The organism is Rhizobium sp. BK212, assembly GCF_014197475.1.
Taxonomy (GTDB): domain Bacteria; phylum Pseudomonadota; class Alphaproteobacteria; order Rhizobiales; family Rhizobiaceae; genus Rhizobium; species Rhizobium anhuiense.
The window spans coordinates 768595-790929 of the sequence record NZ_JACIFS010000001.1 but is presented as its reverse complement, the minus strand read 5'-3'; the positions used below and the strand labels follow the sequence as shown (position 1 = coordinate 790929).

Here is a 22335-nt window from a genome sequence, read left to right as displayed (position 1 = left end):
CGGAGACGGCGCGGCAAATTCCCTTCTCCCCGTCTGAACGGGGAGAAGGTGCCCGCAGGCGGATGAGGGGCTGCCGCTACGGCAAAGTCCCAATGTTTAAAATGCATAACCGGGAGGAAGACATGGCCGAATTCAGGATCGCGCAGGATCTGGTCGCAACGGATAACGACAAACGGGCAACCGCGCTGAAAGCCGATTACGAGGCGCTGGGCGCAGCGCTTGCCCGCCGCGGCGTCGATATCGAGGCGGTCACCCGCAGGGTTGCCGAATTCTTCGTCGCCGTTCCCTCCTGGGGTGTGGGCACCGGCGGCACGCGGTTTGCCCGTTTCCCCGGCACCGGCGAGCCGCGCGGGATTTTCGACAAGCTCGACGATTGCGCCGTCATCAACCAGCTGACGCAAGCGACGCCGAATGTCTCCCTGCATATCCCCTGGGACAAGGCGGATGCACGGGAGTTGAAGGCCAAGGGCGACGCGCTCGGCCTCGGCTTCGATGCGATGAACTCCAACACCTTTTCCGATGCGCCCGGCCAGGCCCATTCCTACAAATACGGTTCGCTCAGCCATACCGACGCGGCAACGCGGGCGCAGGCAGTCGAGCACAATCTGGAATGCATCGAGATCGGCAAGGCGCTCGGCTCCAAGGCATTGACGGTCTGGATCGGCGACGGCTCGAACTTCCCCGGCCAGAGCCATTTCACCAAGGCTTTCGAGCGTTACCTCGCCTCGATGGCTGACATTTACAAGGCGCTGCCCGATGATTGGAAGCTGTTCTCCGAGCACAAGATGTACGAGCCGGCCTTCTATTCCACCATCGTGCAAGATTGGGGCACCAACTACCTGATCGCCCAGACGCTCGGCCCCAAGGCCTACTGCCTCGTCGACCTCGGCCACCATGCGCCGAACACCAATATCGAGATGATCGTCGCCCGCCTGATCCAGTTCGGCAAGCTCGGCGGTTTCCACTTCAACGATTCGAAATATGGCGACGACGATCTCGATGCCGGCGCGATCGATCCTTACCGGCTGTTCCTGGTGTTCAACGAGCTGGTCGATGCCGAGCAGCGCGGCGTCAACGATTTCAACCCGGCCCATATGATCGACCAGTCGCACAATGTCACCGATCCGATCGAAAGCCTGATCAACAGCGCCAACGAAATCCGCCGCGCCTATGCGCAGGCGCTGATCGTCGACCGCAAGGCACTCTCCGGTTACCAGGACGACAATGACGCGCTGATGGCGTCGGAAACGCTGAAGCGCGCCTATCGCGCCGATGTCGAGCCGATCCTCGCCGAAGCGCGCCGCAGGGCCGGCGGCGCGATCGACCCGATCGCCGTCTACCGCGCCAGCGGTTACCGCAGACAAGTGGCGGCCGAGCGTCCGGCTTCCGCTGCCGGCGGCGGCGGTATCATCTGAGCGTCAATCGTCTCGCATGATCTGAGGTCATGCCAACAAAAAGCGGCCGCCGGCAGCGAAGAGGTGATGCACCGCCGGCGGCTCGCCGTTTTACGGCTTCCATTGCCCCGCGACCTGTCGGGTGGCGACGTTCAGCCGGTTCCAGACATTGATATTGGCGATGGCGACGACGAGGGCCGCAAGGCTTTTGCCATCGTAGTGCCGGGTCGCTTCATCCCAGATATCATCCGGCACCGGATCCGCCCGATCGCTGAGGCGGGTGATCGCCTCGGTGAGCGCAAGCGCGGCGCGTTCGGCATTGCTATAATAGGGGGCGTCGCGCCAGCCGGCGACGGCAAAGAGCCGCTCGTCGGTCTCGCCGTGTTTGCGGGCAATGCGCCAATGACCATCGATGCATACGCTGCAGCCGTTGATCTGGCTGGCGCGCAGATTGACCAGTTCGAGCAGCTTTGGCGAAAGACCGGTTTCTGTCGGCACCTTGCTGAGCGCATTGAGCGCCTGCATGGCCGCGGGAAGGACAAGGGCTGGATTTCCCATTCTCTCCTGCATGACCAATTTTTCCTGCATGATATGTCTCCTTGATGCGTTTGTCGTTTGACGATCCGCCGGCGCTGTCACATCGGCCGGGTTTCATGCGTCATGGCTCTGACGGAACGCAGCGGAGGAATGTGACACATGGACGAGAAAAAATGGCTGGCCGATGAATTCGAGGCGAACAGGGCGCATCTGGGGGCTGCCGCTTATCGCATGCTCGGCTCGCGCAGCGAGGCAGATGATGCCGTTCAGGAGGCCTGGCTGCGGCTCAACCGCACGGACACGACAGGGGTCGGCAATCTCGGCGGCTGGCTGACGACGGTGGTGGCGCGCATCTGCCTCGACATGCTGCGCGCCCGCAAGAGCCGGCGCGAGGAGCCGCTGGAGGCGCCGCTCCATGCCGGGATCGCCGATCCGGCGAAGGATCCGGAGCGTGAGGCCGCCTTTGCCGATTCGGTCGGCATGGCGCTGCTCGTGGTGCTGCAGACATTGGCGCCCGCCGAACGTGTCGCCTTCGTGCTGCACGACATGTTCGATCTGCCCTTCGACGAGATCGCCCCGATCATCGGCCGTTCGTCGGCCGCCACCCGCCAGCTCGCAAGCCGCGCCCGCCGCCGGGTGCAGGGCTTGGACGAAGCGCCTGATGTCGATCTCGGTCGCAAGCGGACGATCGCCGAGGCCTTTCTGACGGCGTCGCGGAACGGCGATCTGGAAGGCTTGATCGCGGTGCTTGCTCCTGACGTCGTCTTCCGGCCGGATGCGACGGCCGCCCGCTTCGGCACCATTGGCGAGATGCGCGGCGCAGCTCAGGTGGCCGAAGCCTTCAAGGGCCGGGCCCAGGCAGCCGAAATCGCCATCGTCGACGGCGAGCTCGGATTCGTCGTGCAGATCGCGGGCCAGCTGCGCGTCGTGGTGTCGCTGACGATCGACGATGGCAGGATCGCCGCGATCGACGCCATCGCCGATCCGGATCACCTGGAACGGCTCGACTATTCGATCCTTCGAGATTGAAAACAAACGTCAATTTTCCGGATCTTCGAAACAGGCGCGCTTCGAAAGGAGCGTGCCCGCTGGCGTTTCCTCAGTGGCGAGGGCCGTGTCATTTTCCTTGACAGCGGTGTGTCCGGCTTTATTCTATTATAAAGATTTATATAGCATAATTATGGAATTATGATGGGTATGCGCTGCGGCATCATCTCCAGCCCCCCACCTTTTCCATGATGACAAGAGATGACCGAGAGTGATCCCGGTCCGAGACTTCGAAAGGAATGCATATCATGTCCGGCGATCAGGCGAAGAAGCCGCTCCTCCTCACCAATGTCAGACCGATGGCTTTCGGTGCGGGCACATCCGAGGGGATGATCGACATTCTCGTCAATGCCGACGGCAGGATCGCCGAGATTGGTCCGTCGCTTGCGGTCTCGCAGGATGTGACGCGCATCGACGGCAAAGGCGCCTTCATCTCACCCGGCTGGGTCGACCTGCACGTGCATATCTGGCACGGCGGCACCGACATCTCCATCCGCCCCTCCGAATGCGGTGTCGAGCGCGGCGTCACCACGCTGGTCGATGCCGGTTCGGCCGGTGAGGCGAATTTCCATGGCTTCCGCGAATATATCATCGAGCCCTCGCGCGAACGCATCAAGGCCTTCCTGAATCTGGGCTCGATCGGCCTCGTCGCCTGCAATCGCGTCGCCGAACTCAGGGATATAAGAGATATCGATCTCGACCGCATCCTCGAAGTCTATGCCGAAAACAGCGAGCATATCGTCGGCATCAAGGTGCGCGCCAGCCATGTCATCACCGGCTCTTGGGGCGTGACGCCGGTCAAGCTCGGCAAGAAGATCGCCAAGATTTTGAAAGTGCCGATGATGGTGCATGTCGGCGAGCCGCCGGCGCTCTATGATGAGGTGCTGGAGATCCTCGGCCCCGGCGACGTCGTCACCCATTGCTTCAACGGCAAGGCCGGTTCGAGCATCATGGAGGACGAGGACCTCTTCACTCTCGCCGAGCGCTGCGCCTCCGAGGGCATCCGTCTCGACATCGGCCATGGCGGCGCCTCCTTCTCCTTCAAGGTCGCCGAAGCGGCAATCGCGCGCGGGCTGCTGCCATTCTCGATCTCGACCGACCTGCACGGCCATTCGATGAATTTCCCGGTCTGGGACCTGGCGACGACGATGTCGAAGCTGCTGAGCGTCGGCATGCCCTTCGACAAGGTGGTGGAAGCCGTCACCCATGCGCCGGCATCCGTCATCAAGCTGTCGATGGAAAATCGGCTTTCGGTCGGCTCTAAAGCCGAATTCACGATTTTCGACCTGGTCGATTCCGACCTCGAAGCGACGGATTCCAATGGCGACGTCTCGGTTCTCAACAAGCTGTTCGAGCCGCGCTACGCAGTGATGGGCGCCGATGCCTTCGCCGCCAGCCGCTACGTGCCGCGGGCACGCAAGCTGGTGCGCCACAGCCACGGCTATTCCTACAGGTAGGATTGGCTGAAGAGGGCGAGGATCAGCGGTTACGCCAGCCCATCAGCTTTTCGATCCGTTCCGCCGAACTGCGCACATGCGCGGTGTAGTGGTTCTCGTCGGAAAAGGCCTTCTGCTCCGGCAGCACGATGGAAATGGTGGCGACGCACTGGCCGTCGCGATCGCAGATCGGCGAGGCGATGCAGGCAACCGCATAATCCGATTCCCCCGCCTGGATCGACAGGCGCGACTCGAAGGCCTTGCCGGCGGCTTCCGACAGTGTGCCCGGGTCGATCTCGGCGCGGCCGGTCGGTGAGGAGCGGGCGCAGCGCTTGAACAGTTCGATGCGCTCCTCCTCGGGCAGGTGGCCGACGAGCAGGCGGCCGGAGGCCGTCCAGTTCAGCGGCACACGGGTGCCGACGCGCGACGCCACCTGGAAATGGCTCGGGCCGTCGGCCATGGCCAGCACCAGCATATAATCGCCGTCGCGGCCGCAGACCTGCACGGTTTCGCCGGCCTGGCGGCAGAGATCGTGCATTTCATGGGTGGCGATGCTCATGAAATCCAGCGATCGCGCATAGGCAAGGCCGTAATGATAGAGCCGCGCGCCGAGCCAGATCGAGCCGTCCGCCTGCCGCGTCAGCATGTTCTTCTCGACGAGATCGTCGACGATGACGTAGACGGTCGACAGCGGCGCCTTGACCGCCTTGGCGATGGCATAGACGCCGGCCGGCGATCCGGTCTCATAGAGATGATCGATCACCTGAAGCGCGCGATCGATACCGCTGACGCGCGCCCGCCGCGCGCCCTTGCCGCCTGCCTCGCCAGCAACGCCCTCATCTTCGGAGTAAACTGCGGATGATGTCTTTCCGTCCAATTCCACGCACCTCATGAAAACTGCGATCATGTTACATTACTATGGCATAGCTGTCGCCGTGGCAAATCGCAACATCTTGTAGGTTGATCGTCTGGGCGGATGTGGCGGAGGGGGAATGACGTTGGAACAACCAACCGCAGCCTGAGTTTGCCGTTAAACCCAGGAGGTCATGATGACGAATTATCCAACACCACCGTTCCCATCCCAGAAACAACCGATGCCGGGTTTTACTGCGCAGATGGACCCTATTCCCGATCACGGTGAGAAGAGCTATCGGGGATCCGAACGACTAAAGGGCAAGCGGGCGATCATCACCGGCGGCGATAGCGGCATCGGTCGGGCCGTGGCGATTGCCTATGCCCGTGAAGGCGCCGATCTGCTGATCTCCTATCTCGACGAGGATGAGGATGCCGATGAGACGAAACGGCTCGTCGAGCAGGCCGGGCGCAAGGCTGTGCTCGTCAGCGGCGACATCCAGGATCCCGCCCACTGCAGGCAGATCGTCGAGACGGCGGTCAAGGAACTGGGCGGTATCGACATTCTCGTCAACAACGCCGCGCATCAGGCGAGCTTCAAGAGTATCGACGAGATCAGCGACGAGGAGTGGGAACTGACTTTCAAGGTCAACATCCATGCGATGTTCTACCTGACCAAGGCAGCCGTCGCCCATATGAAGCCCGGCAGCGCCATCATCAATACGGCCTCGATCAATTCGGACAATCCGAACCCGACACTGCTTGCCTATGCGACGACCAAGGGCGCGATCCAGAATTTCACTGCCGGCCTTGCCCAGCTTCTGGCCGAAAAAGGCATTCGCGCCAATGCGGTGGCGCCGGGCCCGATCTGGACGCCGCTCATCCCTTCGACGCTGCCGGAAGAAAGCGTCAGCAATTTCGGCAAGCAGGTGCCGATGAAGAGGCCGGGCCAGCCGGCCGAGCTTGCCACAGCCTATGTGATGCTGGCCGATCCCTTGTCGAGCTATGTCTCCGGCGCGACAATCGCGGTCACCGGCGGCAAGCCCATTCTCTAATGCATGTCGCCCGGAAGTGTTCAGCGGTTCCTGGATAGGAGCTAAACCGGCTTGCCGTAGCCACCCCCGGTCGGCGTCGTGATGATCACGGCGTCACCGGCTGCGAGTATCGCCTGATCGCAGCCTTCCAGCTTTTCGACTTGGCCGTCGCCGCGGCGGATCTCGGTTTTCCCCAACTGCCCGTTTTCCCCGCCGAACAGGCCGAAAGGCCGGATGGTACGGTGCGAGGAGAGGATGCTGCAATCCATCGTCTCCAGGAAGCGGATGGTGCGCTCGGTACCGCCGCCGGAACTATATTGCCCCTTGCCGCCGGAACCGCGGCGGATGTGGAAATCTTCCAGCACGACGGGAAAACGGAATTCCAGCACCTCGGGATCGGTCAGCCGCGAATTGGTCATGTGGCTGTGCACGCCGTCGGCGCCGCTGAAGCCGGTGCCGTCATTGAGCACGCCGGCGGGGCCGCCGGCGCAGATCGTCTCGTAATATTGATAGGTGGCGTTGCCGAAAGTCAGGTTGTTCATCGAGCCCTGGGCTGCCGCCAGTGTTCCGAGCGCTCCGAACAGCGCATTGGTCACATGCTGGCTGGTTTCGACATTGCCGGCGACGACGGCAGCCGGATAGGTCGGGCGCAGCATCGAGCCGTCGGGCACGATGATGCGGATCGGCCGGAGGCAACCGGCATTCATCGGGATCGGCTGCTCGACCATGACACGGAAGACATAGAGCACGGCGGCGCGTGTCACCGGTTCCGGCGCATTGAAATTGGTCGGCTGCTGTGCGCTCGTGCCGGTGAAGTCGACCGTTGCCTCGCGCGCTTTCCTGTCGACGGTGATCTTCACCTTGATAACGGCGCCCTGGTCGGTGGGGTAGGTGAATTCGCTGTCGCTCAGCCGGGCGATGACCCGGCGCACGCTTTCTTCGGCATTGTCCTGGACATGGCCCATATAGGCTTCGACGACGTCGAGCCCGAAATGGGCGACCATCTTGCGCAATTCGTGCACGCCCTTTTCGTTGGCGGCGATCTGCGCCTTCACGTCGGCGACATTCTGGGCAGGATTGCGGGCGGGGTAGGGGTGGTCCGTCAACATCGCCGCGAAGTCGGCCTCACGAAAACGCCCCTTATCGACCAGCAGGAAATTGTCGATCAGCACGCCTTCCTCATCGACCTTCGTCGCCCGCGGGGTCATCGAGCCCGGCGCCTTGCCGCCGATATCGGCATGATGGCCGCGCGAGGCGACATAGAAGAGGATGACCTCTCCGGCATCGTCGAAAACAGGCGTGACGACGGTGATGTCGGGCAGATGCGTGCCGCCATTATACGGTGCGTTGAGCGCGAAGACGTCGCCCGGGCGGATGTTGCCTTGGTTGAGGCGGATGATCGTTTCGACCGAACGGTCCATGGAGCCTAGATGCACCGGCATGTGCGGTGCGTTGGCGACGAGCGCGCCGGTGCGGTCGAAGACGGCGCAGGAGAAATCGAGCCGCTCCTTGATATTGACCGAATGGGCCGTGTTCTGCAGCGTCACGCCCATCTGCTCGGCGATCGCCATGAACAGGTTGTTGAAGACTTCGAGCATCACGGGGTCGGCGCTGGTGCCGATCGCCGCATTGCGCGACAGCGGGATCTCGCGGATGAGGACGATATGGTTGCGGCCGGTGAGCCTTGCCTGCCAGCCCGCCTCGACGACGATCGTCTGATGCGGTTCGATGATCAGCGCGGGGCCTTTGAGGACGGCGCCCGGCTTTAGCGCCTCGCGCTTGAAGATGCCGGCCTCGTGCCATGTTCCACCGGAATAGAAGCGGGTGGTGCGCAGCGCTTCCGGCACCGAGGCGTCCGCCTGAATGTCCGCCTCCTCGATGTCGGCGCCGCCGCCGATGCCCTCGACTTCGATGGAATCGACGACAACAGGCCGGTCGTCGAAGATGAAGCCGAACTGCTTCTTGTGGGCGACGGCAAAGGCTTGCGCCATCTCCTCCTGCTGCCCGAAGGCAACGGGCAGGGCCGTGTCGGTGCCCTTATATTGCAGGTGCAGTCGGGTGACGATCTCCAGATCGGCCGCCTCGACGCCTTGCAGCGTCATTTCCCCACGCACCTCCTCTTCCAGCTCGGCCCTGACGGCGCCGATCGTCGTCAAGGCCGTGTCGAGTTCGGTCAGGACGGCGCGCTGGCGCGTGGCGCGGATATCGGCGAGACCCATGCCATAGGCCGAAAGGATGCCGGAGAAGGGGTGGATCAGCACGGTCTTCATGCCGAGGCTGTCGGCCACGAGGCAGGCATGCTGGCCGCCGGCGCCGCCGAAGCAGGTGAGCGCATAGTCCGAAACGTCATAGCCGCGCTGCACGGAGATTTTCTTGATGGCATTGGCCATGTTCTCGACGGCGATGGCGAGAAAACCGTCGGCGACGTCTTCCGCCGTCCGCCCGCCGCCGATCGTCTGCGCCATCTCGGCAAAGGCGCTGCGCACCGCCTCGGCATCGAGCGGCTGGTCCTGCCCCGGCCCGAAGATTTCAGGGAAGAAATCCGGCAGCAGCTTGCCGGTCATGATGTTGGCGTCGGTGACGGCAAGCGGACCGCCGCGGCGGTAGGATTTCGGACCGGGCGTCGCCCCGGCTGAATCGGGACCGACGCGGAAGCGCGAACCGTCATAACTCAGGATCGAGCCGCCGCCGGCAGCAACGGTGTGGATCTTCATCATCGGCGCGCGCATGCGCACACCGGCGACCTCGGTCTCGAAAGCGCGTTCCAATTCACCGTCGTAATGCGAGACATCGGTCGAAGTGCCGCCCATGTCGAAGCCGATCATTCGGTCAAAGCCGGCGATGCGCGAGACCTCGACCGCGCCGACCACGCCGCCGGCGGGGCCGGACAGGATCGCATCCTTGCCCTGGAAGAGATGCGCGTCGGTCAGTCCGCCGGAAGACTGCATGAACATCAGCTTCGGGCCCTCTGCGTCGCCGGTGCCGAGCTCGGCGGCAACCTGATCAACATAACGCCGGAGAACCGGAGACAGATAGGCATCGACGACGGCGGTGTCGCCGCGCCCGACGAGCTTGATCAGCGGTGAAACGACATGCGAGGGCGAGATCTGCGTGAAACCGATTGCGCTGGCGATGGCGGCGGCCTGCTGCTCATGCTCGGGATAGCGGTAGGCATGCATGAAGACGATGGCGACGGCGCGCAGGCCGCTGGCATAGGCGGTTTCAAGCGCTTGTCGCAGGTCATGCTCGTTAAGGGCACGTTCCACTGTGCCGTCCGCCAACACCCGCTCGTCGGCCTCGATGACATCGGCATAAAGCAGTTCCGGCTTGACGATCTTCTTGGCGAAGATATCGGCGCGGGCCTGGTAGCCGATCTCCAGCGCATCGCGAAACCCCTTCGTCGTCACCAAGAGGGTTGGATCGCCCTTGCGTTCCAGGAGGGCGTTGGTGGCGACCGTCGTTCCCATCTTCACCGCGCCGATGAGGTCGGAAGGGATCGGTTCGCCCGGATCAAGGCCAAGCAATTCACGGATGCCGTGCACGGCCGGGTCGCGATAGGCTTCCGGATTTTCTGAGAGCAGCTTGTGGGCGATGAGCGAACTGTCCGGACGGCGTGCGACGATATCGGTGAACGTGCCGCCGCGATCGACCCAGAAATCCCATTGCCTGCCCATCGTCCGGTCTCCTGTTAAGCTGAAATTTTATTGACGATTTATCGATAAAATGTCAACGTTCTCCCTCTTGAATCATGGAGGGATGCGCATGTCGGATGGACACGGACGACGGGAAATCGGACCGATCGTCTCCTCAGCCCATCTCGCCGATGGCGCGCTTCCGGCCCTTTCGGAGCTCGAGTTCGGCCTTATCCTCGCCGGCAACGCCTTCGACCGCTGGATGGTACGCTGCATGACGGCCGCGGGCGAGCCCGGATGCGCCGCGATCGACGTGCTGGTGCTGCATTCGGTGGCTCACCGGCAGCGGCCGAAGCGGCTCGGCGATCTCTGCAGCGTGCTCGGTGTCGAGGATACGCATCTGGTGATTTATGCAATCAAGAAACTGGAAAAGCGCGGCCTGGTAACAAGCACCCGGGCGGGCAAGGAGAAGCTGGTTGCCGCTACCGAAAAGGGCGTTGAAACCTGCCTGAGATACCGGGCGGTGCGGGAGGCGCTGCTGGTGGAATCGGTCAAGGGGCTGGGTCTCGACGCCGCGGCGACATCGGCGGTGGCGGCGACACTCCGGGCGCTGTCGGGCCATTACGATCAAGCGGCAAGGGCCGCCGCCTCTTTCTGACGGCAGCCCTTGACGGGGGCAGGGAGAGATCCCCAGCTCTTTAATTTAGAACAGGTTGTTCAGCCGAAGCAGGGCATGGCCGGCAGATTGGCGCGGTTTGCAAGCGCTCCGATCACCTTGCCCACCGAAGTCGGCCGCGGTTCGCGTTTGCCGGCGGCCGTCTCCAGGAGTTGCTTGAAGTCTTCAAGCTTCACGCCGTCGGCGCGCAACACCATGGCGATCAGGGGGTCGCGAAGAGCTTCGGATATCGTCAGGTCGTCTCTGGTCTTTCTCATGGTTGTCCTCCTTTCGTGGGCGGTCGCCCGTGTTCCACTTGCCGCTGCCATACCCTCGGCATTGACTTTCGCAGTTCGTGGTGTTACCGGTAAGTAACAATGCATTTGTTACCGATCGGTCACATTGATGTCAAGGACTACGTCCGCAAAAAAATCAGAAACTTCGAATGAAATCTCCGCAGTCGTTTCAGAAGATCGCATCCCGCCGCGGGAGCGTATCGTCTCGACCGCCTCGGAGCTTTTCCGCGAGCGCGGCATTCGCGGCATCGGCGTCGATGCCATCGCCGACGCGGCGCTCACCAACAAGATGACGCTCTACCGGCATTTCGGCTCAAAGGACGAGCTCGTCTGCGAAACGCTGCGCCGCGCCTCCGAAAAGGCCGGCGCCATCTGGCACGATCTGGAAGTGGCCTATCCCGGCAATCCGCGCGCCCAGCTCTACGCCTGGGTGGAGACGCGGGCGCAATGTCTGAACGGCGAGCCTGCCGGCTGCGATCTCGCCAATGCTGCCATCGAGCTGAAGGGCGAGGGCCATCCCGCCCACGAGATGATCGAGCGGCACAAGGCCGAACAGCGTGATCGCCTGGCCGCGCTCTGTTCGGCGGCCGGTGCGCGCGAACCCGAGCTTCTTGCCGATACGTTGACACTGCTGCTCGAGGGTGCGCGCGTCACGCGCCAAGCCATGGGCACTGCCAACTGCTGCGGTCATTTCGCCAAGGCCTGCAACGCAGCGATTGCCTCTTTCGCCTGACCGCCACTCTAAAGCGCCGCGCGTCTTTTCAGACGCGCGAAGGACACCGTAGCATTTTGAACCATGCAGTCGGGGAACCTTACCGCTTCCGTGTCGTTTTTCCATCACCGGAGGGCAATGTGGAGGCAGGGAGATGAACTACGTCTATCTCAAGCGCCTATATGCCAAACGCGCCGAGCTCGAAGCCAAGCTGGAGCTTCATGATGCGCGCTATTGTTTCGGCGAGGAAGAAGTCGATGATGGCACCGACAGCGATCTGCGTCAGCGGTTGAGCGAGATCTCTGAGGAAATTGCGACGCTGGAGAGCAGGCCGGGCGGCTAATCCGCGCCAAGGATCTCCGTCGTCCGCTCGTCGAATTTTCCCTGATAGAAATGCTCGATCACCCGGTGGAAGGGCGACCCATGGTCGCTGATGGCGGCAAACAGGGTCATCGAGGAGCGCAGCTTGAGGTCGTCGGGCGAGCCCAGGATTTCATGCGCTGATCGGCCGTCAACCGACAAGATCGCCTCGACACAGCGCAACAGCCGGCTTGAGAGAATGGGATCGGCGAGATAGGCGGCAGCTTCCGCAGCCGAACGGATCGCATATTTTTCGGCCATTGCAGAGGTGCCGAGACCGGCGATCTGCGGAAAAATAAACCACATCCAATGGGAGGTCTTGCGCCCGGCCTTCAGTTCCGACAGCGCCTGTTCATAGACGCCGTTCTGGGCATCGATGAAGCGGTCGAAGTCGTAGTCGATGTCACCGGCCATGGTCCCTTTTCCTGCTGTCAACGCAGCCTGGGCCAAGGTCTCCATGCCCGGCGAGCTAGCTTTCCTGTTAGCAGACCCTTTCAGCGTAGGGGCTGCTGTCACGGCAATGGCCGTAAGCCGGATGATGCGGCGTGTTATCATCTGATGTGGCGGCAATGGCCGATGTCGTCATCGGGTCCGTACCACCGGAAGAATATGCGGCGAAGCCCGCAAAGCTCAAGAGAACCAAGGCTCCGACCACGACGATGCGCTCGAAGGGCGAAAGTTTCTGGGCGCTGACATGGTCTACATAGTCGCGCTCGCCCAAGCCGGTGGTTTCATCCTCTTTCGCATAGAGGGTCACCATATCCTGGCGACGGCTCAAAGTTTCACAATCTGTCATTTTAATTACTCCTGCAACACATGCGGAGCCGGCCTCTCAAGAGTAAGCTCTCACCCTCATGCCGAAGCGGCTTCGCATGCGTGCAGCATGTGTGTCTTCGATCGTGGCAATTGAAGGGGCGATATGCAAACTCAGTGTTCAAAAAATCGCACTAATAAACGCAAAATATCGTGAAGCTCTGGCCCGTCGGAATGATCCGGGGTAGGTCAGAGGATCATCTTTTTTCTGGATCGTCTCATGAGCAAATCCTTCGGCGCGATGTCGGTCGCCCAGCTTTCTCTCCTCATTCAAGGCGGTGCGGCCGATCCGCTTGAAGTGGCCGAGACGGTCTTCGATTCCATCGCGCATTATGCCGACAAGGCTGTCTTCACCGCGCTTACCGAAAGCCGGGCGATGGAGGAGGCGCGCGCCGCCTCGAACCGTCTGCGGGAAGGGCGCTCGCTGGGATTGTTGGACGGAATTCCGATCGCCTGGAAAGATCTTTTCGACATGGAGGGCGTGCCGACGACAGCCGGTTCCGTCGTCCTGGCGGCGGACGCGCCCGCCAAGCGCGATGCGGCCGTCGTCGGTTTGCTCAGGCACGCGGGCATGGTCGCCGTTGGGCGCACCAATATGAGCGAATTTGCCTTTTCCGGCCTCGGAATCAATCCGCATTACGGCACGCCGGTTAATCCGCGTGGCACCGATCTCCCGCGCATTCCCGGCGGCTCCTCCTCCGGCGCCGGCGTCGCCGTCGCGGCCGGGTTGGTGCCGGTCGCCATGGGCACCGATACCGGCGGCTCGGTGCGCATCCCCGCCGCCTTCAACGGTATCGTCGGCTACAAGGCGACACGCGGCCGCCATGCGATGGCAGGCGTCTATCCGCTGGCAAAGAGCCTGGATTCGCTGGGGCCGCTCTGCCGCAGCGTCAGGGATGCGGTCTGGATCGATGCGGCGATGCGTGGATTGACGGCGCCGGCGGTCATTGAACGCCCCTTGCAGGGGCTGGAACTGATCGTGCCTGAGAATGTCGTCTTCGACGGAGCCGAACCCGGCGTCGTCGCTGCGTTCGAGGCGGCTCTGGAACGTCTCCAAAAGGCCGGCGCCCATGTCGCCCGCACTGTCATCCCCGCCTTCAACGAGATCTTCGATCTGATGACGAGATACGGTCCGCTGGTGACGGCGGAGGCTTTTGCACTTCACCGCGAACGCTTGGACGGACCGGATGCGGACAGAATGGATCACCGTGTCGTCATGCGCACGCGGCTCGGAAGCAAGACGACGCTGCCCGATTACCTCCGAATTCTCGAGGCGCGCAGCCGCCTGATCGCCGATGTCGAGCGGCTTGTCGGCGACCGGCTGATTGCCTTTCCCACCGTTGCCCATGTCGCGCCGCCGATCGGACCGCTGGAGCAGGATGACGAGCTGTTCTTCGCAACGAACAACAAGACGCTGCGCAACACCGCACTCGGCAATTTCCTCGACTGGTGCGGCGTTTCCGTTCCCTGCGGCACGGGAGAGGCCGGTATGCCGGTCGGCCTGCTGCTGTCGGCGACCCGCCATCGCGATGAGGCGCTGCTGGGGATTGCCCTTGCCGCCGAGGCGGTCATCCGCGGCGATTTCGCCTGAATTGCAATTGAACCGCCGGGCTTTTATTGCCATTGATGGCAGGGGGAGATCCTGGAGGAAGACACGTGCAGGTTTTGCAAAACGGACGTTTCGCGGTTTCGACATGGTCGCTGCATCGGCTGCTCGGCGCCGTGCATGCCTATAGCCCCGATCCTGATAAAAGTGCCGCGCCGAAGGAACCCTATGGCCCCGGCGTCGCAGCGCTGATCGACGTGCCGGCGGCACTCTCGGCGCGCGGCATCAACCGGCTGGAGATCTGCTCCTTCCATCTGCCGAGCCTCGATGCTGCCTATATAAGCGAGTTGCGCGATGCGATGGCGGTCTCGAACGTGTTGTTCCAGACGCTGCTCGTCGAGGACGGCGATCCGAGCCATCCCGAGACGGCCGAACGCGACGTCAAATGGATGGCGGAGTGGATCGATATCGCCGCGGCCTTTGGAGCGCAAAGGATGCGCGTCATCGCCGGCAAGCAGAAACCGACGGAGGAAAACCTTGCCCGCGCCGCCCGTCATCTGAGCTGGCTGGGCGGAAAGGCAGAAGGCAGCGGCGTGCGCGTCGTCGTCGAGAATTGGTTCGACCTGCTGCCGTCGCCCATCGAGATGAACTGGCTGCTGCACCGGCTGGACGGCAAGGTCGGCCTCAACGGCGACCTCGGCAACTGGGCGGCGCCGGCGAAATATGAAGGCCTGGCCGACATCATGGGCCGGGCGGAAATTTGCCACGCCAAGGCCGATTATGGCGTCACCGGCCTCGATGCCGACGATTATCGCAAGTGCCTGGAGATGTGCGAGCGGGCCGGCTATGACGGTCCCTTCACGCTGATCTACGACTCGCCCTTCTTCCCCGATGAATGGGACGGCATTCTGCTGCAAAAGGCGTTCATCGAGGATTTCCTGCGCGAGGCGCCGGCGCGCAGGACGGCTTAATCAGAGGCGTTTCGCTCATTCCTGGCGCGGGAACCTCTGGTTTTCCTCCAGCACGTTGAGATCCATGTGGTTGCGCATATAGCGCTCCGAGGCTTTCTGCAGCGGCTGATAGTCCCATGGATAATAGGCGCCGTTGCGCAGCGCTGCATAGACCACCCAGCGGCGCGCCTGGCTTTCGCGCACGGCCGCGTCGAAAGCGACAAGATTCCAGCGGCGCCCGGCCTGTTCGGCAAGCCTTGCCAAAATGTCGGCGTGCGCCGGGTCGGCCGCCAGATTGTCGAGTTCTTGGGGATCGGCCTCGAGATCGAACAGCATCGGCGGGTCCTTCTCGCAGAGCGAGAGCTTGTATCGTCCATCCCGGATGCAGACGAGCGGTGCTTCGGAACCCTCCGCGGCATATTCCATCGGCACCGGGCTGCGATTGCCGGTGCCTTCGGCAAGCGATGCCAGATCCTCGCCCTCGGTCCATGGTTTCAACGAAGCGATATCGATCCCGGCGAGACCGGCGAGCGTCGGCGTCACGTCGAGCGTGGAGACGGGCTGATCGATGCGTTTGGGCTTCCAGCCGGGGGCTGCGATCATCAGCGGAACGCGGGCCGATCCTTCGAAGAAGTTCATCTTGAACCAGAGGCCGCGATCGCCGAGCATGTCGCCATGGTCCGAGGCGAAGAGAATGATCGTATTTTCCGCCATGCGGGTCCGTTCCAGGACGCCGAGAATCTCGCCGATCTTGTCATCGACATAGGAGATATTGGCGAAGTAGCCCCGCCTTGCCCGCCTGATTTGCTCATCGCTGATGTCGAAGGCATCGTGGTCACAGGCTTTCATCAGGCGCTGCGAATGCGGGTCTTGCCGCTCGAAGGCGATCGGCGCAACTGCTGGATCAAGGGCCGGGCAATCCTCATAAAGGTCCCAGAATTTGCGGCGTGCGACGTACGGGTCGTGCGGATGGGTGAAGCTGACGGTCAGGCACCAGGGGCGTCCGTCGTGGCCACGCGAGAGATCGAACAGCTTGCGGGCGGCATGGTAGGCGACCTCGTCGTCATACTCCATCTGGTTGGTGATTTCGGCAACACCGGCGCCGGTCACCGAACCGAGATTATGATACCACCAGTCTATGCGTTCGCCGGGCTTGCTATAGTCGGGTGTCCAGCCGAAATCGGCCGGGTAGATGTCCGTCGTCAGGCGCTCCTCGAAGCCATGCAGCTGGTCGGGGCCGACGAAATGCATCTTGCCTGATAGCGCCGTCTGGTATCCGGCAGCGCGCAGATGATGCGCGTAAGTCGGGATGTCGGAGGCGAATTCCGCCGCATTGTCATAGACGCGCGTCCGGCTCGGCAATTGTCCGGACATGAAGGAGGCTCGCGCCGGCGCGCAGAGCGGGCTTGCCGTATAGGCGTTGGTGAAACGCACGGAGCGCTCTGCCAATGATCTCAGATGCGGCGCATGAAGGAAATCCGCGGGGCCATCCGGAAAGAAGGTCCCGTTCAGCTGGTCCACCATCAGGATGAGGATATTCGGACGCGGCATGGAATTCCTCTTTTGCTATTTGAGAAATTTATTCAATCGCTTATTGTTGCGGCTGTAAAGACAGCTTTTTTCGATGGGTGACTAAAGGATTTTTTATGTCAGACCGCCCGCCCGAGCTTGGCTGGATGCGCATCTTCGTCGAGGTCGCGACACTCGGGAGCTTTTCGTCGGCGGCAGCACGTCTCGGGCTTACGCAACCGGCCGTCAGCTATCAGATGCGGCGGCTGGAAGAGCAGTTCGGGGTCGGCCTGTTGCGCCGCCAGCATCGCGGCGTCGAGCTGACCGCGGAGGGCGAGCGGCTTTTCCAGGTCGCTGCCAAGACCGTCGGTGACATCGATGCGCTGGCGCGAAGCTTCCGCACCGAGGCTCAAAGACCGGTCGTCAGGCTGAGAACAGACTATGCTTTTTCAGCCCTTTGGCTGATCCCGCGCATGCATGGCTTTCGCCAGCTTCATCCGGAAACGGATATACAGATCGTCGCGACCCAGCGGCTCGAGCCCGGCTTTCGTGACGACGCAGATGTAGTGGTGGTTTTCGGGACGCGGGCGGAATTCGGCGCCTTCGGATCGCTGCTGTTGCAGGAAAAGGTCGTGCCCGTCTGCACACGAGGATTTCTCGATCGCAACGGCCCGTTCGACGATCCGCAGCAGCTTGCCAGGACGATCCTGATCCACCTCGATTCGCCGATGCCGCCACCCTGGTTCGATTGGCGAAGCTATCTTGCCGAATTCTCCGTCACGCGCGATCTCCATGCCGGCCGCGGGGATATCAGCTTCAACACCTATTCGCTGGTCGTCCAGGCTGCTCTCAGCGAGCAGGGCGTGGCGATCGGCTGGATGGGGCTGGTCGACACGCTTCTCTCCGCGCATATGCTGGTGGAAGCCGGGCCGCCGCTCGAGGCGCCCGACCGCGGTTACTGGCTGATACCGCCGCAATCGGCAAATATTCATAGCGAAAGGCTCAGCACCTGGCTGGTGGATGAAGTCGGCAGGACATGACATTCGGGAATATCGTCGCGTTTGGGAGAGAAGCCTTGTCATCAACGATGCCGGTCGACATTGTGACACTGATTCATAAGAAGGGTTGCCGAAGCATGTGGCGCACAATCGGATATGTCGTGGGATTGCTGATGATCCTCTCGGGGCTGATCTGGGTCGCCCAGGGAAGCGGCTATTTTCCCTATCCGTCATCCAGCTTCATGATCAACCAGAGCATCTGGATTCTCTGGGGAAGCATCACGGCTGCAGCTGGGCTTGCCGTGACAATCATCGTTTCACGGCTGCGCCGGAGAGGATGAGCCGGCAGAACATGCATGGCTTCGAGGAAATTCGACACCGAAGAGCTCCTCGAGGTGAAATATCTGGCCGCTGACGGCCTGTCGAAGTAAGGAGGATGGCATGAGCGCAGCTGAAATCGACGGCTTTGCGGAGCGGATCAGGAGCCACCGGGGCGGCATGATCTCCGCCTGGGTCGGCATTCCCGACGCCACGCTCGTCAATCATCTGGCGCAGGAGGCCTTCGATGCCGTCGTGCTGGATATGCAGCATGGCATGTGGGACATGCCATCGGCGGCGAACGCCGTCGGTCAGGTGCGGCTTGCCGGCAAGCCGGCGCTGGCGCGCATTCCGGTCGGCGATTTTGCTTCCGCCTCGCGCCTGCTCGATGCCGGCGCCTCCGGCATCATCGCGCCGATGATCAATTCGGTCGAAGACGCGCAAGCCCTGGTGCGGACCACGAAATACCCGCCCGCCGGCGAACGCAGCTGGGGACCGTCGCTGGCGCTGAATTATACCGGCCTGTCGGGTGATGATTATCTGAAGAACGCCAACGCGCTCACCGTCGCCATCGCCATGGTCGAGACCCGGGCGGCGCTCGACGCGATCGACGGTATCCTGGGTGTTGCCGGCATCGACGGCATTTTCGTCGGTCCGTCCGATCTTTCGATCGCACTGTCGAATGGCGACCAGGTGGCGCCGAACGCCGCCGAGATCGACAGCGCCATGCAGCATGCGGTTTCGCGCTGCCGCGCTCACGGCAAATTCGCCTGCGCCTATGCCGGCGACGGCGAACGAGCCGGCGAACTCCTGAAATTCGGCTTCGATCTGGTCATTGCCGGTGCGGAGACCACGCAATTGCGCTCCGGCGCCCGCCGGGCCATCAATGCCGCCCGCCGGATTGCTTCTGCTTGAGCGTCATTTTGCCGGCTTGACGGCCAGCCAGATGACGTGGCGGGCGCCGCCGCGTTTGCCGTTGGCGCGGGTGCTGACCGCATCGACGGAAAAACCGCTGTCCTTGAGACGCCGCGTGAAATCCGGGTCGGGGCCGGACGACCAGACGGCGAGCACGCCGCCGGGGCGAAGCGCATCGCGGGCGGCGCGAAGGCCGGGGAAATCATAGAGCCGGTCGTTGGATTTGCGGGTCAGGCCATCGGGGCCGTTGTCGACATCGAGCAGGATCCCATCATAGGCAGCCTTGCCGGCGCGGATCGCCTCGCCGACATCGCCCCGATGGATGTCGACGCGCGGATCGTCGAGGCAGCCCTGGAAGACCTCCGCCATCGGCCCGCGTGCCCAGGCGACGACGGCCGGTACCAGTTCGGCGACGGTGACACCGGCATCTTCAGGCAGGACGGCGAGGGCGGCGCGCAGGGTGAAACCCATGCCGAGCCCGCCGATCAAAATCCTCGGCTTCGGGTGCGTCTTGATCCGTTCCCAGGAAAGCGTTGCCAGCGCTTCCTCCGAGCCGCTGAGGCGGCTGTTCATCAGCTCGTTGGCGCCGAGCATGATCGAGAACTCGCTGCCGCGCTGTTTCAGCCTGAGTTCCCCGCCTTCGCCGGGAATGGTCGCGGAATCGAGCTGGATCCAGGGCAGCATGACGGCTTCGCCTCATATGAAAGGAACCGTCCCCCTAGCATAGGCCGAGGAGTGAGGCCAGCAAGCTGGCCTTAGATCATCCGCATGAAATGTCCCTGCTCCACTTCGACGGTCTCGTCCTGCGGCACGGCCGAACGGCGGCGGATATCCTCCACTTCGTCGGGCCTCAGCCGGGCTTTCGGGTCCTCGAAGCGGACGTCGGGATCGGGCACGGCCGAGAGCAGCAGCCGCGTATAGGGATGCAGCGGATTGTCGATCACCTTGGCGACGCTGCCCCATTCGACGATCTGGCCGGCATACATTACGGCGATGTCCTCGGCGACATAACGGGCGGTGGCGATATCATGGGTGATGTAGAGCAGGCCGAGTTTCATCTCCTGCTTCATCTCGTTCAACAGGTTCAGCACGCCGAGGCGCACGGAGACGTCGAGCATCGAGGTCGGCTCGTCGGCGACGATGACCTCCGGCTTGACGGCGAGCGCGCGGGCGATGTTGACCCGCTGGCGCTGGCCGCCGGAAAGCTCGTGCGGATATTTCGGCGCGACGAGATCGGGATCGAGCCTGACGCGCTGCAGCAACTCGCGGACTGTCGCGTCGATCTCAGTTCCCTTGATGTCAGGACGATGCAGCTTCAGCGGCCGCCGGAGATGATGCGCGATGGTATGGGCTGGGTTCAGCGAGGCGAAGGGGTCCTGGAAGATCATCTGCACCGAACGGCGGTAGCGGGCGATCTCGGCGGATTTCGCCGCCTCGACCGGCCGGCCCTTGTAGAGGATCCGGCCGGATGTCGGCAGATATTCGCGCATCGCCATGCGGGCGCAGGTGGTCTTGCCGCTGCCGGATTCGCCGACGAGTGCCAATGCGCGGCCGGCATGCAGGGAAAACGAGATGGCGCGTGCCGCATGCACGGCCCCGGAGCCATGGCCGAAGGTCTTGCTCACCTGATCGAGTGCGAGAATGGCGTCTGTCATAGCAGCACTCCTCCATGCAGCGACGGGAAGGAGGCCCAGAGCTTTTTCGTGTAGTCATGCCTGGGCGTCCTGTAGATCGCCTCGGCCGTGTTCTGCTCCACCAGCCGGCCTGACAGCATGATGCCGATGCGGTCGCAGAACTGCACCATCAGCCCGAGATCGTGGGTGATGAACAGCACGGAAAAACCGAAGCGACGGCGCAGTTCGTTGATGCGCTGCAGGATTTCGCGTTGGACGACGACGTCGAGCGCCGTCGTCGGCTCGTCCATGACGACGAGTTTCGGATCGAGCGCCATGCAGATGGCGATGACGATGCGCTGGCGCATGCCGCCGGAGAATTGGTGCGGATAGTCGCGCATGCGGTCCGGCGCGATGTCGACGAGCGTCAGCATCTCGGCGGTACGCTCGCGGGCCGCTGCACGGCTCATGCCTTTGTGGGTGCGCAGCATGTCGTAGAACTGCGCCTCGATGCGCAGCACCGGGTTCAGCGAGTTCATGGCGCTCTGGAAGACCATGGCGACATCGCGCCAGCGGAAGGCGCTGAGCGCCTGCCGGTCGAGGCCGAGCACATCGCGGCCGTCAAGCAGGATGCGGCTTTCCTTGCGGATCAGCGCCGGCGGCTTGTGCAGGCGGCTGATGGCAAAAGCGATGGTGCTCTTGCCGCAGCCGGATTCGCCGGCAAGGCCGAAGACCTCGCCGGGCGCGACGTCGAAGCTGACATCATTGACGGCGCGGAAATCCTTCTCCTCGCCGATATAGTCGATGGTGAGGTTCCTCACCGAAAGCAGCGGCTGCGTCACAGGCGGCCCTCCCCGGAACGAACGAGCAGGGACCAGCGCTTCAGGTGATTGCCGGTGCGTAGTCGCGGATTGGCGATCTCGTCGACGGCGAAGTTCAACAGCGACATGCCGATGCCAAGGAAGGCGAGCGCGAAGCAGGGGGTGAGAATATCCCACCAGGCGCCGACCGAAAGGGCTGAAGCCTTCTGCGCATTATAGAGCATGGTGCCCCAGGAGATGGCTCGGGGATCGCCGAGGCCGAGGAACTCCAGTGTCGCCTCGGTGATGATTGCGAAGATGACGCTGCCGATGAAATTGATGCCGACGATTGAAATCACGTTGGGGAAGATCTCGAATGTCATGATGCGCCATTGCGGCTCACCCATCATCTCGGCCGATTTGACGAAATCCTTCTGCTTGACGGAGAGCGTTTCGGCGCGGGTGACGCGGGCTCCCCAGGCCCAGGAGGTGGCGCCGAGGATGAGGGCGATGACGAGGGGGCTTGCCTGGCCGATGAAGGCGGCGAGCACCAAGAGCAGCGGTAGGTTGGGAACGACCAGCACCATGTTGGTGAAGAAGCTGATGATCTCGTCGGTCCTGCCGCCGCGATAGCCGGAGATGATGCCGAGCGCGGTGCCGACGAGGGTGATCAGCAGGCCGGCGCCGAAGCCGACGGCAAGCGAGGTGCGGGCGCCGTAGATCAGCCGGGCGAAGACATCCTGGCCGATGCGGGTCGTGCCGAGGATGTGGTCGAGCGACGGCGGCTGATGCGGCCGGCCGGTGCGTGCGGCCGGATCGTATTGCGTGAGCAGGGGCGCGGCGATCGCGACGATGACGATGAGGGAGATGATGACGAGGCCAACCAGCGCCTTGCGGTTTCGAAGCAGGGTCTTCATC

General features: G+C 62.8%; 23 protein-coding genes. 12 read left to right on the top strand and 11 right to left on the bottom strand.

What is annotated here, in order from left to right; genetic code table 11:
• The first annotated feature begins 122 nt into the window (after window positions 1–122).
• Window positions 123–1415 (top strand): L-rhamnose catabolism isomerase, encoded by a 1293-nt coding sequence (gene rhaI, locus FHT79_RS03780; RefSeq protein ID WP_028755723.1) that lies wholly within the window; start codon window positions 123–125, stop codon window positions 1413–1415.
• 90 nt (window positions 1416–1505) lie between these two features.
• Here rhaI and FHT79_RS03775 read toward each other — a convergent pair whose 3' ends face one another.
• Window positions 1506–1964 (bottom strand): carboxymuconolactone decarboxylase family protein, encoded by a 459-nt coding sequence (locus tag FHT79_RS03775; RefSeq protein ID WP_047613475.1) that lies wholly within the window; start codon window positions 1962–1964, stop codon window positions 1506–1508.
• 126 nt (window positions 1965–2090) lie between these two features.
• On the opposite strand from FHT79_RS03775, the gene FHT79_RS03770 reads away from it, so the two are divergent.
• Window positions 2091–2960 (top strand): sigma-70 family RNA polymerase sigma factor, encoded by an 870-nt coding sequence (locus FHT79_RS03770; RefSeq protein WP_183902971.1) that lies wholly within the window; start codon window positions 2091–2093, stop codon window positions 2958–2960.
• 266 nt (window positions 2961–3226) lie between these two features.
• The gene (locus FHT79_RS03765) at window positions 3227–4435 is read left to right on the top strand and encodes an amidohydrolase/deacetylase family metallohydrolase (RefSeq protein ID WP_183902970.1); all 1209 of its coding nucleotides are present in this window, start codon (window positions 3227–3229) and stop codon (window positions 4433–4435) included.
• Window positions 4436–4457: 22 nt separating this feature from the next.
• Here FHT79_RS03765 and FHT79_RS03760 read toward each other — a convergent pair whose 3' ends face one another.
• The gene (locus tag FHT79_RS03760) at window positions 4458–5306 is read right to left on the bottom strand and encodes an IclR family transcriptional regulator (RefSeq protein WP_097543537.1); all 849 of its coding nucleotides are present in this window, start codon (window positions 5304–5306) and stop codon (window positions 4458–4460) included.
• 157 nt (window positions 5307–5463) lie between these two features.
• On the opposite strand from FHT79_RS03760, the gene FHT79_RS03755 reads away from it, so the two are divergent.
• The gene (locus tag FHT79_RS03755) at window positions 5464–6321 is read left to right on the top strand and encodes an SDR family oxidoreductase (RefSeq protein WP_097543452.1); all 858 of its coding nucleotides are present in this window, start codon (window positions 5464–5466) and stop codon (window positions 6319–6321) included.
• A gap of 41 nt (window positions 6322–6362) precedes the next feature.
• Here FHT79_RS03755 and FHT79_RS03750 read toward each other — a convergent pair whose 3' ends face one another.
• On the bottom strand, window positions 6363–9974 hold the full coding sequence (locus FHT79_RS03750) for a hydantoinase B/oxoprolinase family protein (protein ID WP_097543451.1): 3612 nt from the start codon (window positions 9972–9974) through the stop codon (window positions 6363–6365).
• A gap of 88 nt (window positions 9975–10062) precedes the next feature.
• Between FHT79_RS03750 and FHT79_RS03745 the strand changes: the two genes are divergently transcribed.
• Window positions 10063–10590, top strand: coding sequence for a winged helix DNA-binding protein (locus tag FHT79_RS03745; RefSeq protein WP_097543450.1), 528 nt, complete (start codon window positions 10063–10065; stop codon window positions 10588–10590).
• Between the two features lie 59 nt (window positions 10591–10649).
• Here the strand turns inward: FHT79_RS03745 and FHT79_RS03740 are convergent, their stop codons facing one another.
• On the bottom strand, window positions 10650–10865 hold the full coding sequence (locus FHT79_RS03740; RefSeq protein ID WP_097543449.1) for a hypothetical protein: 216 nt from the start codon (window positions 10863–10865) through the stop codon (window positions 10650–10652).
• A 127-nt stretch (window positions 10866–10992) separates the two neighbouring features.
• On the opposite strand from FHT79_RS03740, the gene FHT79_RS03735 reads away from it, so the two are divergent.
• Entirely contained in the window at window positions 10993–11616 is a 624-nt protein-coding gene (locus FHT79_RS03735; RefSeq protein WP_047612977.1) for a TetR/AcrR family transcriptional regulator, read from the top strand.
• A gap of 133 nt (window positions 11617–11749) precedes the next feature.
• Complete coding sequence (locus FHT79_RS03730; RefSeq protein ID WP_047612978.1) at window positions 11750–11938, top strand: hypothetical protein; 189 nt, start codon at window positions 11750–11752, stop codon at window positions 11936–11938.
• Here the strand turns inward: FHT79_RS03730 and FHT79_RS03725 are convergent.
• Window positions 11935–12369, bottom strand: coding sequence for a DUF1810 domain-containing protein (locus FHT79_RS03725; protein ID WP_097543447.1), 435 nt, complete (start codon window positions 12367–12369; stop codon window positions 11935–11937). The two genes, FHT79_RS03730 and FHT79_RS03725, sit on opposite strands and share 4 nt — an antisense overlap.
• A gap of 67 nt (window positions 12370–12436) precedes the next feature.
• Window positions 12437–12715 carry a hypothetical protein gene (locus FHT79_RS03720; protein WP_183903021.1) on the bottom strand — a complete coding sequence of 93 codons (279 nt, stop codon included), beginning with the start codon at window positions 12713–12715 and terminating at the stop codon, window positions 12437–12439.
• Window positions 12716–12988: 273 nt separating this feature from the next.
• On the opposite strand from FHT79_RS03720, the gene FHT79_RS03715 reads away from it, so the two are divergent.
• Both FHT79_RS03715 and FHT79_RS03710 read left to right on the top strand, forming a co-directional pair.
• Entirely contained in the window at window positions 12989–14359 is a 1371-nt protein-coding gene (locus tag FHT79_RS03715; RefSeq protein WP_183902969.1) for an amidase, read from the top strand.
• A 65-nt stretch (window positions 14360–14424) separates the two neighbouring features.
• Window positions 14425–15285 carry a TIM barrel protein gene (locus tag FHT79_RS03710; RefSeq protein WP_183902968.1) on the top strand — a complete coding sequence of 287 codons (861 nt, stop codon included), beginning with the start codon at window positions 14425–14427 and terminating at the stop codon, window positions 15283–15285.
• Between the two features lie 15 nt (window positions 15286–15300).
• Here FHT79_RS03710 and betC read toward each other — a convergent pair whose 3' ends face one another.
• A complete protein-coding gene (gene betC, locus FHT79_RS03705) occupies window positions 15301–16815 on the bottom strand; it encodes a choline-sulfatase (RefSeq protein WP_183902967.1) in 1515 nt (504 codons plus the stop codon).
• A gap of 95 nt (window positions 16816–16910) precedes the next feature.
• On the opposite strand from betC, the gene FHT79_RS03700 reads away from it, so the two are divergent.
• The 3 genes from FHT79_RS03700 to FHT79_RS03690 all read left to right on the top strand — a co-directional run bounded on the left by FHT79_RS03700 (window position 16911) and on the right by FHT79_RS03690 (window position 19004).
• Window positions 16911–17813 (top strand): LysR family transcriptional regulator, encoded by a 903-nt coding sequence (locus FHT79_RS03700; RefSeq protein WP_097543443.1) that lies wholly within the window; start codon window positions 16911–16913, stop codon window positions 17811–17813.
• A 95-nt stretch (window positions 17814–17908) separates the two neighbouring features.
• Window positions 17909–18112 carry a hypothetical protein gene (locus FHT79_RS03695; protein ID WP_047613481.1) on the top strand — a complete coding sequence of 68 codons (204 nt, stop codon included), beginning with the start codon at window positions 17909–17911 and terminating at the stop codon, window positions 18110–18112.
• Window positions 18113–18212: 100 nt separating this feature from the next.
• Window positions 18213–19004 carry an aldolase/citrate lyase family protein gene (locus FHT79_RS03690; RefSeq protein WP_047612985.1) on the top strand — a complete coding sequence of 264 codons (792 nt, stop codon included), beginning with the start codon at window positions 18213–18215 and terminating at the stop codon, window positions 19002–19004.
• 3 nt (window positions 19005–19007) lie between these two features.
• Here the strand turns inward: FHT79_RS03690 and FHT79_RS03685 are convergent, their stop codons facing one another.
• The 4 genes from FHT79_RS03685 to FHT79_RS03670 form a co-directional block, all read right to left on the bottom strand.
• Entirely contained in the window at window positions 19008–19688 is a 681-nt protein-coding gene (locus FHT79_RS03685; protein WP_063476043.1) for a hypothetical protein, read from the bottom strand.
• Window positions 19689–19759: 71 nt separating this feature from the next.
• Entirely contained in the window at window positions 19760–20659 is a 900-nt protein-coding gene (locus tag FHT79_RS03680; protein WP_047614919.1) for an ATP-binding cassette domain-containing protein, read from the bottom strand.
• Window positions 20656–21459: an ABC transporter ATP-binding protein gene (locus tag FHT79_RS03675; RefSeq protein WP_047614920.1), complete on the bottom strand. Its 804-nt coding sequence runs from the start codon at window positions 21457–21459 to the stop codon at window positions 20656–20658. Before FHT79_RS03675 ends, FHT79_RS03680 begins: the two co-directional genes overlap by 4 nt.
• Complete coding sequence (locus FHT79_RS03670) at window positions 21456–22334, bottom strand: ABC transporter permease (RefSeq protein ID WP_132573529.1); 879 nt, start codon at window positions 22332–22334, stop codon at window positions 21456–21458. The genes FHT79_RS03675 and FHT79_RS03670 overlap by 4 nt, the downstream gene beginning before the upstream one ends.
• Window position 22335: the final 1 nt, after the last annotated feature.